Source organism: uncultured Campylobacter sp. (assembly GCF_937973075.1).
Lineage (GTDB): Bacteria > Campylobacterota > Campylobacteria > Campylobacterales > Campylobacteraceae > Campylobacter_B.
In genome coordinates, this window is the sequence record NZ_CALBWL010000013.1 from 1 (window position 1) to 12945 (window position 12945).

15 protein-coding genes are annotated in these 12945 nt (G+C 48.2%); 9 read left to right on the forward strand and 6 right to left on the reverse strand.

What is annotated here, in order from left to right:
- Positions 1 to 239: 239 nt before the first annotated feature.
- Positions 240 to 1112, reverse strand: coding sequence for a signal peptide peptidase SppA (gene sppA, locus Q0274_RS01385; protein ID WP_298026982.1), 873 nt, complete (start codon positions 1110 to 1112; stop codon positions 240 to 242).
- Positions 1100 to 2317 (reverse strand): metal-dependent hydrolase, encoded by a 1218-nt coding sequence (locus Q0274_RS01390; protein ID WP_298026985.1) that lies wholly within the window; start codon positions 2315 to 2317, stop codon positions 1100 to 1102. Before Q0274_RS01390 ends, sppA begins: the two co-directional genes overlap by 13 nt.
- A gap of 172 nt (positions 2318 to 2489) precedes the next feature.
- On the opposite strand from Q0274_RS01390, the gene aroQ reads away from it, so the two are divergent.
- The 7 genes from aroQ (at position 2490) to Q0274_RS01425 (ending at position 7903) form a co-directional block, all read left to right on the forward strand.
- Entirely contained in the window at positions 2490 to 2957 is a 468-nt protein-coding gene (gene aroQ, locus Q0274_RS01395) for a type II 3-dehydroquinate dehydratase (protein ID WP_298026986.1), read from the forward strand.
- Positions 2958 to 2971: 14 nt separating this feature from the next.
- On the forward strand, positions 2972 to 3997 hold the full coding sequence (locus Q0274_RS01400; RefSeq protein WP_298026987.1) for a M24 family metallopeptidase: 1026 nt from the start codon (positions 2972 to 2974) through the stop codon (positions 3995 to 3997).
- Positions 3994 to 4545 carry a 2-amino-4-hydroxy-6-hydroxymethyldihydropteridine diphosphokinase gene (gene folK / locus Q0274_RS01405; RefSeq protein WP_298026991.1) on the forward strand — a complete coding sequence of 184 codons (552 nt, stop codon included), beginning with the start codon at positions 3994 to 3996 and terminating at the stop codon, positions 4543 to 4545. The genes Q0274_RS01400 and folK overlap by 4 nt, the downstream gene beginning before the upstream one ends.
- Positions 4527 to 5711 (forward strand): P-loop NTPase, encoded by a 1185-nt coding sequence (locus tag Q0274_RS01410; protein ID WP_298026993.1) that lies wholly within the window; start codon positions 4527 to 4529, stop codon positions 5709 to 5711. Before folK ends, Q0274_RS01410 begins: the two co-directional genes overlap by 19 nt.
- A 115-nt stretch (positions 5712 to 5826) precedes the next feature.
- Positions 5827 to 6432 carry a TIGR00730 family Rossman fold protein gene (locus Q0274_RS01415; protein WP_298026996.1) on the forward strand — a complete coding sequence of 202 codons (606 nt, stop codon included), beginning with the start codon at positions 5827 to 5829 and terminating at the stop codon, positions 6430 to 6432.
- Complete coding sequence (gene mnmA, locus Q0274_RS01420; RefSeq protein WP_298026998.1) at positions 6429 to 7460, forward strand: tRNA 2-thiouridine(34) synthase MnmA; 1032 nt, start codon at positions 6429 to 6431, stop codon at positions 7458 to 7460. Before Q0274_RS01415 ends, mnmA begins: the two co-directional genes overlap by 4 nt.
- 230 nt (positions 7461 to 7690) lie before the next feature.
- Positions 7691 to 7903 (forward strand): hypothetical protein, encoded by a 213-nt coding sequence (locus tag Q0274_RS01425; RefSeq protein ID WP_298027001.1) that lies wholly within the window; start codon positions 7691 to 7693, stop codon positions 7901 to 7903.
- A 57-nt stretch (positions 7904 to 7960) separates the two neighbouring features.
- On the opposite strand, the gene Q0274_RS01430 is transcribed toward Q0274_RS01425, so the two are convergent.
- The 3 genes from Q0274_RS01430 to luxS form a co-directional block, all read right to left on the reverse strand.
- Complete coding sequence (locus tag Q0274_RS01430) at positions 7961 to 9418, reverse strand: DKNYY domain-containing protein (protein ID WP_298027003.1); 1458 nt, start codon at positions 9416 to 9418, stop codon at positions 7961 to 7963.
- A 163-nt stretch (positions 9419 to 9581) separates the two neighbouring features.
- Positions 9582 to 9920 (reverse strand): cupin domain-containing protein, encoded by a 339-nt coding sequence (locus Q0274_RS01435; RefSeq protein WP_298027004.1) that lies wholly within the window; start codon positions 9918 to 9920, stop codon positions 9582 to 9584.
- Between the two features lie 568 nt (positions 9921 to 10488).
- Complete coding sequence (gene luxS, locus Q0274_RS01440) at positions 10489 to 10992, reverse strand: S-ribosylhomocysteine lyase (RefSeq protein WP_298027005.1); 504 nt, start codon at positions 10990 to 10992, stop codon at positions 10489 to 10491.
- Positions 10993 to 11098: 106 nt separating this feature from the next.
- Between luxS and Q0274_RS01445 the strand changes: the two genes are divergently transcribed.
- On the forward strand, positions 11099 to 11308 hold the full coding sequence (locus tag Q0274_RS01445) for a 4-oxalocrotonate tautomerase family protein (RefSeq protein WP_297996937.1): 210 nt from the start codon (positions 11099 to 11101) through the stop codon (positions 11306 to 11308).
- 321 nt (positions 11309 to 11629) lie between these two features.
- Here Q0274_RS01445 and Q0274_RS01450 read toward each other — a convergent pair whose 3' ends face one another.
- On the reverse strand, positions 11630 to 12043 hold the full coding sequence (locus tag Q0274_RS01450; protein ID WP_298027007.1) for a hypothetical protein: 414 nt from the start codon (positions 12041 to 12043) through the stop codon (positions 11630 to 11632).
- Between the two features lie 80 nt (positions 12044 to 12123).
- Between Q0274_RS01450 and Q0274_RS01455 the strand changes: the two genes are divergently transcribed.
- The gene (locus Q0274_RS01455) at positions 12124 to 12813 is read left to right on the forward strand and encodes a dUTP diphosphatase (protein ID WP_298027009.1); all 690 of its coding nucleotides are present in this window, start codon (positions 12124 to 12126) and stop codon (positions 12811 to 12813) included.
- The last annotated feature ends 132 nt before the right edge of the window (positions 12814 to 12945 follow it).

Below are 12945 nucleotides of genomic sequence, written 5' to 3' on the forward strand. Positions count from 1 at the left end.
GCAGATTCGACTCGGTGCGAAACAGAATTGTGATTATACAAGAGCGATGCTTAAAGGGGGCTGAATAATTAGTAGAAAAATGAGGAGTTCTTAAACAAAGAAAAATTCACAAAAAGGGTAAAATTTTAAAGAAACGCTAAATGGAAAAGCAGGAAATTTAAAAGTAATCAAATCCAGTGTACTTCTGCATACAAAATTCTACTTTTAAAATTCCCTCATAATTTAAAATTTCTAAAATTCTAATACGCCATCAGCTTCGCGCCGAACGCCCCGCGCACCAAACTCTCGCTTTTATTCGCTAGCCTATCTATCATCTTCTCATACGCCGAGGGCTCCTGCCAGATCGGATCTGCTACGCCGCTAGCCTTTATGAGCGCGCTTTTAGCGTCATCCAAAGAGCCCACCTCGTCGATAAGCCCTACACCTTTGGCGCCGCTAGCTAAAAATACTCGCGCATTTGCCCACGCATCGCGCTTCCTAAGATCCAGCGAGCGCGCCTGTGCCACCTCGCGCGTAAATAGCTCGTAGCTCTCATCCACCAGAGCTTGGAGGCTTGCGCGCTCCGCGTCGCTCCATTTTCGCATCATCGTACCCGCTTCTTTGAGCTCACCCGCTTTGACGATCTGTTCGGCAAAGCCTAGCTTAGCGGCAGCTTCGCTCACGTCTAAGCCCTGCATGATCACGCCTATGGAGCCGATGAAGCTGCCCGGATTTGCGTAAATTTTACTCGCCCACACGCCGCCTAGGTAGCTGCCGCTCGCCATCGTGCCCTTGGCGTAGGCGACGACCGGCTTGCGCGAGTTTAGAGACTTGATGGCTAGCGAAATTTCCACGCTCGGGCTTAGCGCGCCGCCGGGGCTGTCGATCAGTAGAAGCACTCCTTTGATCGCCTCGTCGTTTTTCAGGGTTTCGATCTTTTCTAAAATTTCGCTATCGTCCATTATCGCGCCGTTTAGCGAAAGCTGAGCGAGATTCGTGCCCTTTTGTTGCGCGCTTTCGCCGCCTGCGAAAATCAAAAACAAAATAAGCAGAAAAATCAAGGATTTAAAGTATTTATTGATAAACCCAAGCACGGCGCCGATCGGCGCAAAGATATTCTTTAGAAATTGCATTTCATTCCTTCGATAAAAAGTGATTTTGCGTTTTTGCTCTGCAAAATGAGCTGTAGCGGCAGCTGAGCTTCGTCGCACTCAATGCCTTCAAAAACGGCGATATCGGCGAGCTTGCCCTCTTTCAGCTCACCTAAGCTTAATCCCAGCGCGGCGGCTGCATTTCTCGTCGCGCCTAAAAGTAACGCCCGCGCCAGTTCCGCCAGGCCCAGCTCGTCGTGTATCATTAAATTTGCGCGCAGCTCGTCTAAAAAGCTTAGACTAAAATTTGAGCTAAGCCCGTCGGTAGCGATGTTGTAATTAAGCCCGCTTGCGAGCAGCTTTTTAAAGCTTAGCCGCTTTTTGCTAAGCAGGCGGTTGGAGCGCGCGCAGTGCGTGATCGAGTGGAGCTTCGGATCAAAGATGCTAAAATCATCCACCCAAACGCAATGCGTAAAAAGCGTGCGAAGCCCGCTAAAATGCGCTACGAAGCTCTGCGGCGAGTAAAAAGGCGCGGGCGCGGGATTAAATTTAGCAAGCCAGGTTTTAAGCTTGCCACGACCCGTGCGCAGCCACTGCCGCTCATACGCGCTCTCCATAAAATGAGTGCTTATAACAAGCCCGTTTTCGCGGGCAAGCTTCGTCGCAAACTCCGTAATCTGCGGGTGCGCCGAGTACGGCGAGTGCACCGATACGGCGGGGATAAAAAGCGAGCTTGCGAGCGCCTTTGCGCGCTCAAAACGCTCTTTAAATTTAGAAATATTCTCCGCCGCAGCGTCCTTGCTCGCGCCTAAAATTTCATTAAAAAACACGGTTCTAATGCCGCTTTGCGCGCAAGCTTCAGCCTCGCCGCCGAAGCTTGAAATTTCGCCGATCGTACCCACGCCGCTTCGCATCATAGCGGCGATCTGCTCCAAGATCAACCGTCCGCGCGCCGCGGCGTCAAGCTGCTGACGTGAAGCGATGACGCTACCTAGCCAGTCCAAAAAATCTCCGTAGCGCAGCGTGCCTTTGTTTGCGCTAAATTCCAAATGCACGTGCGGATTTATAAACGCAGGCATCGCTATGTCGCCGCTAAAGTCCAAAATTTCGGCCTGCGGGTATTTGCTCGCCACGCTTGCAAAGGAGCAGACCTCGATTATTTTCTCGTCAAAGACGATCGCGCCATCTTTTAAAATTTTAAAATTCTCATCGCAGGCAAGAACCCACTTCGCTCTTAAAATTCTCATCGTTTTCCTTATCTAAAACAGCGCGTGATTTTAGCATAAAATTCTCTTCCGCGCTAAATTTAGAGATAAAATTTTATCGCTTGGGCTTGAGCGGGCAAATTTAGCGCCATAGTAAAAAATAAGCTCGCTTTGGTTATAATTTTCGCTTAAATTTCAAAACAAGGACGTAAAAATGAAAATTATGGTGATTCAAGGACCGAATATCAATATGCTCGGTATGCGCGAGCCCGCTATTTACGGGGTTATGAAGATGGAGGACATCCATAAACAGATGAAGGCGGTCGCCGATCAGAGCGGCAACGAGATCGAGTTTTTCCAGAGCAATTTCGAAGGCGAGATCGTCGATAAGATCCAAGAGTGCTTTGGCACCTGCAACGGCATCATCATCAACCCTGCCGCCTACACGCACACTTCGCTCGCTATCCGCGATGCGCTCGCCGCAGTCAGTCTGCCCGTGATCGAGGTGCATATCTCAAACATCGCTCGCAGAGAGGAGCTTAGACAAAAAAGCCTAATAGCGCCCGTAACAGCGGGTCAGATTATCGGTTTCGGCCCCGTTGGATACCATCTGGCGATGATCGGAATGATTCAAATTTTTGAGCAGATCAAGGCAGCCAGAGCCGAGCAGAAAGCCGAGTAGGTTTAGGATTAAATTTGAAAAATTTTATCCTAAAGGACGAAAATGCCGTTTACCACGAGTGCGGATACAGCTGCGACAACGCGATATTTTTGAGCCTCGCGGGGCGCAAATTTTTCCTTACCGATGCGCGTTATAGCATCGAAGCGCGCGAGCTTTGCCAAGATACCAAAGTGATCGAGGTCGAGCGAAATTTGATAAAAGACGCGCGGCTGTTTTTGCGAAAAATGGGCGTAAAGGAGCTTGCGTATAACCCGTACGATTTTAGCGCGGGCGAGTGGGAGGCGCTAAGCAAAGGGCTTGGGATAAGATTTAAGGCGCGGGCGAATTTTTCGCAAATTTCGCGCATAATAAAATCAGAGGACGAGATAAAAATTTTAAAGCAAGCGGCGCAGCTGGGTGCGGAAAGATTTGACGAATTTGCCGCGTTCGTACGCGCTAGCGGCGAAGGTATGAGCGAAGAGGAGCTGTTTTTTAACGCCGAGCTCATCTTTAAGAAAAAGGGCGAGCTCGCGCTTAGCTTTTCGCCTATCGCCGCGATCAACGAAAACGCCGCGAAGGCGCACGCATTGCCCGGCAAAAAGCGGCTGAGAGAGGGTGATCTGCTCCTGCTTGATGCAGGGGTTAAATTTAATCGCTACTGCTCGGATAGGACGCGCACGGCGTGCTTTGACGAAAATTTTAATTTCGGCAAGGAGCAAAATTTTAAAAACGCAAAACGGCAAGAGATTTACGAGATCGTAAAAGAGGCGCAAGCTCTGGCGATCGCTGCGGTCATGCCCGGCAAAAAGGCGAGCGAGATCGATGCGGCGGCTAGGGATTTTATCGCGAGGCATGGTTACGGCGAAGCGTTTTTCCACAGCACCGGGCATGGCGTGGGAGTCGATATCCACGAGCTTCCGTTTATCTCAAAGCGCGGAGATACCGTGCTAAAAGAGGGGATGGTATTTAGCGTGGAGCCTGGGATTTACTTGCCCGGCGAGTTTGGCGTGCGCATCGAGGACGTCGTGGTCGTACGCGAAAACGGGGCTGAAATTTTATGAGAGTAGCTCGGGTGAACATGCGGCTTAAGAAAAACGGATTTTACGAGTGCGCGGACGCGCTGTGCGTCGTAAAAAGCGCTGTTTTCCCGATGAGGCGTCGCGAGCGCGGAAATTTTAAAAATTTATACCTGCTTGGGCTCGGCGGGAATTTAGGAGATGTCAGGCGGCGCTTCGAGCTATTTTATCGCGTTTTACAAAGCGATGCGCGCTTTTTCGTAGCGCAAAATTCTCCGATCTTAAAAAACAGGCCGTTCGGCTTTTTAGATCAGCCCGATTTTTTAAACGCCGTAATGCTCGTGCAAAGCTCTCTGCCGCCGCTTACATTACTCAAAATCATGCAGCGCGCAGAGCTACGATTTGGGCGCAAAAGAAGCTTCAAAAACGCGCCGCGCACGCTGGACGTGGATATTTTATATGCAAGCGCAAAGGTGCGTGCCTGCGAACGGCTCGCGCTACCGCATCCGGGTGTTTGCGAGCGCATAAGCGTGATTTTGCCACTTGGAGAGATGAAATTTAAAAGAGGACTGATATGCAAACTAAAATCGTAAATTTTTTAAGCGCCAAGGGCGGAGTCGGCAAGAGCGTGATTGCAGCAAATTTCGCCGAAATTCTAAGCGAGCAGGGCTACCGCACGGCGATCATAGAAGCGCCGAATTTAAACAATCAAGAGATCATCTTAAACGCTTTGCAAAGAAAGAGGATTTCGCTGCCAAGCGCCGTCGCGGTAAAAATTTCTCAAAATTTAACTCTCGTCTCGCCCGCGCTTGCTTCACAAAATCACGCATCCTCGCAAAATTCTATCAAAAACGTAAGCTCTAGCGCGGACGATTACGTCATGCAAAATTCTATAGGTAGCGCGCAAGGCTCGCAAGACGACGAAAGTCTCAGCTCGAATAATTACGCGCAAAAACTCACGAGCTCTGATGGCAAAAATAACTCAGAAAATTCCGCCGCTTCAAATTCAATAGCAAACGCTGCAAAAAATTCTACGAATTGTGCAGCCAAAAAGCCGCAGAATTGCGGGGGTGGACAGAATTTTACAGAATCAGAAAGCCTAGAGAATTTTAAAAGCGATGATTTCACCAAGCAAAATTCAATCCCTGACGAGAATTCTCAAAATTCCGCAAGTGAAGATGAAGAGAAAAATTCCGCCCGCTCATCAAATCCCGAAAAAGCCGGAAATTCCGCGAGTGCAAAAGCTCACGAAAGCCCCGCTCGCTTCGCGAGCGAGCTGAAAGAGGCGGGAATCTTCGATTTTATTTTGATCGATGTGGGGCTTGAGTATCTTGGAGATTTTTTGAGCATCGGCGACGAAAATATCGTGCTGTGTGCGAACGAGCCCTGCTCGATCAGCAATACCTACGCGCTTTTAAAAACGCTCGGGGCGAGCAAAAAAGAGGTTTTGTTTTTGCTAAATTTCACCGCGAGCGAGGATGATGCCGTGATGATTTACGAAAATCTAAAGTCGGTCGCGCATCGCAATATAAGCGAGCTGGGCTTTAAACTGCTAGGCTTTGTGCCGTTTTGCAAACAAGTAGCCGTCTGCTCACAAAATCGCGCGCTTTTTAACTCGCACTATCCGTTTTCGCCCGCTACCATCGCGCTTAGACAGAGCGTCTCACGATTTTTGGGCAAGCAGGGCTGCGAGCCTATCGATATGAGTGCTTACTGCGGCGTCGGCGGATTTTTACGAAAGCTTAGTAACCTAGTATGATTTACGACGAGATTTTAAATCACGCAAATTCTACTATTTTAAACGGAATTTTAAAAATTTAATGGTATTCTTAAAGTTAAAATTTTAAATAATATACATAAAAGATAGATTAATAATGCAGTTAAAAGAAATTTTAAAAGACATCAAAATCGCCCGAGACAATCTCAAAAACGTGGGCAAAAGCGCCACGATCTTCGGCTCGGCGCGCTTTAGCGAGGACAATCGCTACGTAAAAGACGCACAAAAGCTCTGCGAGGGGCTCGCCGATTTAGGATACTCGATCATCACCGGAGGCGGTGGCGGCATTATGCAAGGCGCCAACCGAGGCGCATTTGCGAGGGCAAGGACGCACAGCGTGGGCTTTAACATCATGCTGCCGTTTGAGCAAAAAAGCAACGGCTTTTTGACGCAAGGCGCGAAATTTTCAGCATTTGCACCGCGCAAAGGCGCTCTCATCGAAAACAGCGAAATTTTCGTAATCTTTCCGGGCGGCTTTGGGACGCTAGATGAATTTTTTGAAATTTTAGTGCTGGTACAGACGGGCTTTAAACGCGCACGGATCTATCTTTACGACGAGGAATTCTACGCGCCGCTAATGGAGTTTTTCCGCACTTCACTGCTAAAATCTGGTGCGATAAACGAAAGCGATCTGCAAAATTTCAAGCTCTGCGACAGCGTGGATGAAATTTTAACGGACGTGCAACGTAAGGAGAACGAATGAAAATTTTAGTCGCGATGAGCGGCGGCGTGGATAGCTCGATGTGCGCGAAGCTGCTGCAAGACGCGGGGCACGAGGTGCAGGGCTGCTATATGAAGCTGCATGCAAAGCCCGGCTATCACGAGGCAAACATTGCCAAAGTCCGCAAGGTGGGTGAGTTTTTGGGTATAAAAATCCACATTTTGGATCTGCAGGATGATTTTAATCGCGACGTTTACGAGCCCTTCGTGCAGGCCTATATCGGCGGTCTTACGCCAAATCCGTGCGCACTGTGTAACCGCCGCATAAAACTCGGCAAGCTTTTGGAATTTGCGCGCGAGCAAGGCTTTGAGCGCCTAGCTACGGGGCATTATGTCCGTATCGAGGACGGGCTTTTAAAAGCTGCGACCGATCTTAGCAAAGATCAGAGCTATTTTTTAGCAAACATCGATCCCGCCGCGCTTAAGTTTATGCTCTTTCCACTTGGAGGGATGTATAAAAAGGACGTCAAAGAGGCCGCGCGCGCCTATGAGGAGCTTTCGCAGATCGCTTCTGCGAGCGAAAGCAGCGAGATCTGCTTTGTGGACACCACCTACATCGACGTTTTAAACCGTCATACGGGTACCAAAATGCCAGGCATCGTGCGCGATCGCGCGGGCAACGCCATCGGCACTCACGAGGGCTATATGCACTACACGATCGGCAAACGCCGCGGTTTTACGGTGCACGGCGCGCATGAGCCGCACTTCGTGCTAAGCATCGACCCGCACAAAAACGAGATCGTCGTGGGCGGTAAGGATGAGCTGGCAACCTACGAGTTCGACACCGAAAATTTTAACGCCTTTTTAAGCAGGGATGAAATTTTAAATATGCCGGGTCTAGGCGTTAAGATCCGTTACCGCAGCGCCAAACTCCCCGTTAAAATTTCGCCTCGCGAAGACGGCGGCGTGCATGCCGTGCTGTCCGCACCCGCAGCGGGCATCGCTCCGGCACAGCTCGCGGTTTTCTACGACGAGCGCGACCGCGTAGTGGCAAGCGGATTTATAAAATAGCGTTTGTATCCTATGCTCGCTTTTGACGCCGCTTGGGTCTCATATGCTCGCAAAACGGCGCTTTGATCGCGCCGCTCGATCTGCACTCGCTCTGCTAAATTTTATATCGAAGTAAGATATTTGCGCTTTTGAATCCAAGCCGCTAAATTTTATCTCGTAAGTTTGAGCATGCAAATTTTATGCGTTCAGCTTTGCGATTTGAGACTTTTAAATTTATGTTCTGGCGCCGTGTGTCCCACACCGAGAATAAAATTTTACGGCGACGTCTTATCCAAGCGCGCCGCAACGCAAAGATCGCGATCGATACAAAATATTTCGCGAGCCGTCGCGACGACGCGAAACGAAATTTGCGCACCCGCTCTAAAGGAATTTGCGATGAAATTTCTAAACCTGCGCTAGAGCCCACGACGACGTTTAAATTTTATAAATTTATGCCGAAATAAAATCAAATTTTAAAATTTAGCAGCACTTTTCATGCTCGAATTGTGCTTAAATCGCGGCTAAAATTCCACTCGCGTCTTTACCTCAAAAAGCAGCTCGCCGTCCACCGCCTCAAGCCCGCCGCTCTTTATCATCTCGCGAATTTTACTCGTGCCAAGGCTGCTTTTTTGAAGCAAAATTTCAACCAAGTTTAAATCTCTGATCTCATAAATGCACCGATCTATCAGCTGCGAAGAGCCCAGATCGTCGAAGTAGAAAAATCGCCCACCGTTTGAATAGATCCAGCCGTATAGCCCGCCGTGCACGCCGCCGACCCTGCGCCACTCATGCGGCAGCTCGAGCGCGAAAAGCCCGCTTTTGCGAGCGACCAGCCTACGACTGCTGCGGCCGCCGCCCCAAACTTCGGCGCCTTCTAAAAAATATATCCGCTTACCGCTTTGAAACACGCTGCCGCTAAGCGCGCGAACTTCGCCCTCAAAGGGGTTGTCTGCCGCGCGCTTTTGCTTTCCGTCATTCTCGTCGAAATAATAGATGCCGCCAGGGGAAGCAAAAAGTAGATGGTTTGAATGCGCAAGCTGCCTATTTAGCGGAGTATATGGCGCGGCGGCTGGGTCAAATTTTAAATCGTTTGCAAAAACGTCGCCGCTTTTCGCATCCCACAAAAAATAGCTTAGCCACTGCCTGAAAAGATCGTAATGCCCGCCGTTATCCCGTGCGTCAAGGCGCAGGTTTTTAAAATACACGTTCGCGCCGTCCGCGGCATAAACGCCGCTCGCCCTGCCGTCGCTTCCCTCTATCTGGCGCAGGCTCGCGGCATCCGCGCCCGGCAAAACCTCTCCTTTATAAAACGCGAGAGAGCCCTGCGAAGCGTAATATACGCCCGCGATTTGGCGCAGATCCGTAGCGTCCACTCGTTTAAATTTATAAACGTAGCTTTGCGGCTTGGGCGCATCCCAAAAAATATGCGCCAAGGTTTGATAAGTGAGCTTAAACGCCCCCAGCGCGTCGTTCCACACCGCTTCGCCGTCGCAAAAATAGCTAACTTGCCCGTCGCTTACGTATCCGAACGCTACGGCTTTCGTGCGCGCGGGCTCTAGCTCGCTCATCGCGATGTTTCCGCAATATACGGCGTTTTTATCCGCCGCTACGTTGGAGCGGTAGCCAGAGCCGAAATCCAAAACCCGAAAGCTCGCTGCGTCCGCGCTCGGTATCGCAAAATAGCCCGCGCCCACGACAAGGGCGTAAATTTCATCTCCTTTTTTGTAAAAATCGCTGTATTTGATCTGCTCGTCATCCCGCGGCGAGTAGTCGTCGCTGGAATTTATAACAGCCGACATAATAAGCACGCTAAAAGCCGCGAATACAAATATCGCGCCAAGCGCGATCTTGCGCCAAAGCGGCATGCCTCGAGGCGCGTCTCGCACCGGCTTACGATCTGCTTCTGCCTTGCGCGCCCTAGCTTTGCGTTTCTTTTGCGCGCGCTCATACTTTGGCTCTTGCGTAAAATCCTCATACATCTTTTGCCTCAAATTTAATCTCGCCGCAGATTGCGCGGCACTTGAAATTGTACAAAAGCGCGGCTAAATTTATGAAATTTAACGCTACGGACAAATTCTGATTCAACTCTTTGCGGCGCTAATTTATTTTACGAATACCACAAAATCTCTGGCAAATTTTAATTCAAAGCGCTTCGTAGCCGCACGGAATCGGCGCCGTAACGCTTGCAAACACAAAATCCTCATCGCCCGTATTTTTCATACCGTGGCACTCTCCGCTTTTGGAAATGATTAGATCTCCCGCACAGATCGGCACCTCCTCGCCCTTGCTCGGATAAAACACGCCGCTTCCGCTTAAGCATATCCACACGTCATCTCCGTCTGGGTGAATATGCGGCGCTACGACCTGGCCGCGTTTGACGATCCAAACCGCGCCGCAAGTGGCCTCCGTAGTAAAAAATGTCGTTTTTACGGCTCGCTCGTCGCTACAAATAGCATCTTTTATATGAAAAATTCTTTGCATTTTCTCTCCTTTAAGTTCACCGCATCCGGTGCGGTTTCGGCGGAATTTTAGCATTCTTTTCGTGCAGCGAAAGTGAAATTTCAAACGCCAAACTCACAACGCAACCTTAAATAAAAATTCTAAATTCTCGTTTTGCTATACGATTTTTTTGGAGGATTGAAGATCGCATCTGAAAGTAATAATGTGCATAAGCATGGTATTTGCGGGTAGAATTTCGGCTTTAATTTAAGACGAAATTTTAAAAATTCTTATAAATTTAAAGCCGGCTTACGAAATAAATTTATTAAATTTGATATGAGCTTTGCTTGCGCGCTTTTGCTACCCAGATTAAAGCCAAATCGTAGCTTTTATCAAAAACCTCGCATGGCGCAGACTTTACGGCAAGCTCCAAGTCGGTTTATAAATAGATGCTACCTCCGGCTTGTTTTAGCAGATACGCATTTTTGCGCCTCGAATTTTTGCACATTTTACGATAACGTTTTTATAGCGCGTAACATACTGATCACGAGCCGAGCGGGAGTTCAAAGAGATAGCGTTAGAATTTTGCGCTATCTCTTAAATTTCAAAACTATTTTATCTTGCTTGGATCCAGCGCGATCTCGTCGTTTTTGATCACGCCGATTCCTTTATTTAGCACGTTTTGCGCGATCTGTTTAGCTTCTACTAGCGAGTGCATCGCGAAGGTGCCGCACTGAAATTTATTCAGCTCGGGGATATCCGCTTGAGAGCCCACGCCCAAAATATCCTTCATGCTCGCGCTCCACGCCTCCGCGATGGCACTCTCGCTGGGTGCTCCTATCACGCTCATATAAAAGCCCGTGCGGCATCCCATCGGCGAGATGTCGATGATCTCGACGTCCGCGCTATTTAGATGCTCGCGCATAAAACCCGCGAAAAGATGCTCCAGCGTGTGGGTGCCGCGCTCGCTCATGATCTCTAAATTCGGGCGGCAAAACCGCAGATCATAGACGCTGATCTTATCGCCACTTTTGGTGCGCATGCTCTTTGCGAGCCGCACTCCCGGGGCATTCATGCGGGTATGGTCGACCTTAAAACTATCTAACAATGGCATATTTTCTCCTTAAATTTAGATCACGGCGATTTTAACATAAAATTTCGTACTTTTAGGCGCACAGACGAAATTTTAGCTACAATTACGCTTATTTTAAGGAGAATTAATGCCCTACATAAACGTTAAAATTACCAAAGAGCGCGGCGGCTTAAGTCGCGAACAAAAAGCAAGGCTCGTCAAGAATCTCACCGACGCCCTCGTAGCCGTGCTGGGTAGGGGCGAAAAAACCACGGTCGTTACGATAGATGAAATATCCACTGACGACTACGCGATCGGCGGACGACTAGTAAGCGAAATCAGGGAGCGGCAGAGCTAAGCTTGAGCGCCAGGCTAAATTTGAAAAGCTAAATTTTAGAATTTTAAAATTTTCATGTAAAATTCTATGCGGCAGGCTCCGCTTCTAAGGAAATAAAATTTGCGACAACCTCAGCTTGCAAAATGAAATTTTACGCTAAATTCCATGCTGTAAAATTCCAAAAACCAACCGAGCGGAAATTTTAAAGCGGATCTAATGGTGAAATTCTTTGAAAAATAGACAAGATAGAATTTATGCAAATTTCAAAATCTTACTAGATAAAATTTAAGTCTTGCAAGTTTAAAATTTCGCAAAATATAAATAGATGGTATTCTTAGCGAGCTAGCGCTCCCAAATTAGCTTTTTGCCGAAAGTTAGAGTATTATCGGTCATTTTCATCCAATCGATTCTGATCGTAAAAAAATCGGTCTCCATCGCGCGCGCAAACGGGAAGCGCTTAAGATATAGCGAGGTTTCGCGCTCATCCGCGCTACGGATATGGCCGCAAATCTGCACGCCTTTGATCCTACCTATAAATTTCGTATCCAGTGCGACTGTAGCCGCAACTCCGCGGTTGGCAAAGACTGCTTTGATATGCTCGGAGTCGCTCGCGCTTGCGATGATGAGCTCCTTATTTTGCGGATCGTAGGCATAAAATGCACTGCAGCAATATGGCAGATTATTGCGCAAAACTCCGAGAGATAGGAGTTTCATCCTGCCTAAAAACTCGTCGAATTTATCCTGAGTGGCACACATTTTAAGCCTCCTTTTTGTTAAATTATACAATGATTTTCTTTTATTAGCTATAATCGCGAGCCAAAATTAGGAGAATTTTTATGGAAAATTATAAAAAAGTAAAAGAGATGTTTTTGATGCAGCAAGCCCTAAACGACGAAACAAATGGCGTGGGCTGGGAGGACGGCTATACAAAAAACGGCAAACTTATCAACTGGAAGCGCTGCATTTACATGGAATGCGCAGAGCTCATCGATAGCTTTGCGTGGAAGCATTGGAAAAATATCTCTGCAGCGCCGGACGTGAATAATATCGTCATCGAGATCGTTGATATTTGGCACTTCGTGATGAGCTATATTTTAGAGCAATATTACGGCAGCAAAGACATCGATCACATCGTAAGCGACGTCACGGCAGTAAGCGGATTTGCGGAGTTTAGCTCCTACGCCTACGACGTGCGCGAATACAGCATCTACGAAATCGTAAACGACATCGAGCTCATAATCCACGAAACGAGCGGCTTTGGGCTGCAAATCGGCGAGCTGCTGACCGATTTTTTTCGCGTCGCGATTAAATGTGGCGTGAGCTTAGACATACTTTTTGCCAAATATATCGGCAAAAACGTGCTAAATAAATTCCGCCAAAATAACGGCTACAAAGAGGGCAGCTACCGCAAAATCTGGGGAGACCTTGAAGATAACGAGGTGCTAATCGAGGTGCTATCAAAAGGCGCAGTAAGCGCAAACGAAATTTACGAGCAATTGCAAAAGATCTACGACGCGACGAAGTGAAGTCTGGATTTGCGCGCGGGATTTACCTTTGAAATTTTGAAATTTCATCTATAAAATTTCGGCATGCGAATTTTAAAAAAGGGCTTTGATTTGGAATTCTGCAGTTTTATGCCTAAAATTTTATGCAATGCC

Bases quoted from the DNA above. Each gene is read 5' to 3' on its own strand.
- sppA (WP_298026982.1), bottom strand. From the start codon at position 1,112: ATGCAATTTCTAAAGAATATCTTTGCGCCGATCGGCGCCGTGCTTGGG.
- Q0274_RS01390 (WP_298026985.1), bottom strand. From the start codon at position 2,317: ATGAGAATTTTAAGAGCGAAGTGGGTTCTTGCCTGCGATGAGAATTTT.
- aroQ (WP_298026986.1), top strand. From the start codon at position 2,490: ATGAAAATTATGGTGATTCAAGGACCGAATATCAATATGCTCGGTATG.
- folK (WP_298026991.1), top strand. From the start codon at position 3,994: ATGAGAGTAGCTCGGGTGAACATGCGGCTTAAGAAAAACGGATTTTAC.
- Q0274_RS01410 (WP_298026993.1), top strand. From the start codon at position 4,527: ATGCAAACTAAAATCGTAAATTTTTTAAGCGCCAAGGGCGGAGTCGGC.
- Q0274_RS01415 (WP_298026996.1), top strand. From the start codon at position 5,827: ATGCAGTTAAAAGAAATTTTAAAAGACATCAAAATCGCCCGAGACAAT.
- mnmA (WP_298026998.1), top strand. From the start codon at position 6,429: ATGAAAATTTTAGTCGCGATGAGCGGCGGCGTGGATAGCTCGATGTGC.
- Q0274_RS01430 (WP_298027003.1), bottom strand. From the start codon at position 9,418: ATGTATGAGGATTTTACGCAAGAGCCAAAGTATGAGCGCGCGCAAAAG.
- Q0274_RS01435 (WP_298027004.1), bottom strand. From the start codon at position 9,920: ATGCAAAGAATTTTTCATATAAAAGATGCTATTTGTAGCGACGAGCGA.
- luxS (WP_298027005.1), bottom strand. From the start codon at position 10,992: ATGCCATTGTTAGATAGTTTTAAGGTCGACCATACCCGCATGAATGCC.
- Q0274_RS01445 (WP_297996937.1), top strand. From the start codon at position 11,099: ATGCCCTACATAAACGTTAAAATTACCAAAGAGCGCGGCGGCTTAAGT.
- Q0274_RS01450 (WP_298027007.1), bottom strand. From the start codon at position 12,043: ATGTGTGCCACTCAGGATAAATTCGACGAGTTTTTAGGCAGGATGAAA.
- Q0274_RS01455 (WP_298027009.1), top strand. From the start codon at position 12,124: ATGGAAAATTATAAAAAAGTAAAAGAGATGTTTTTGATGCAGCAAGCC.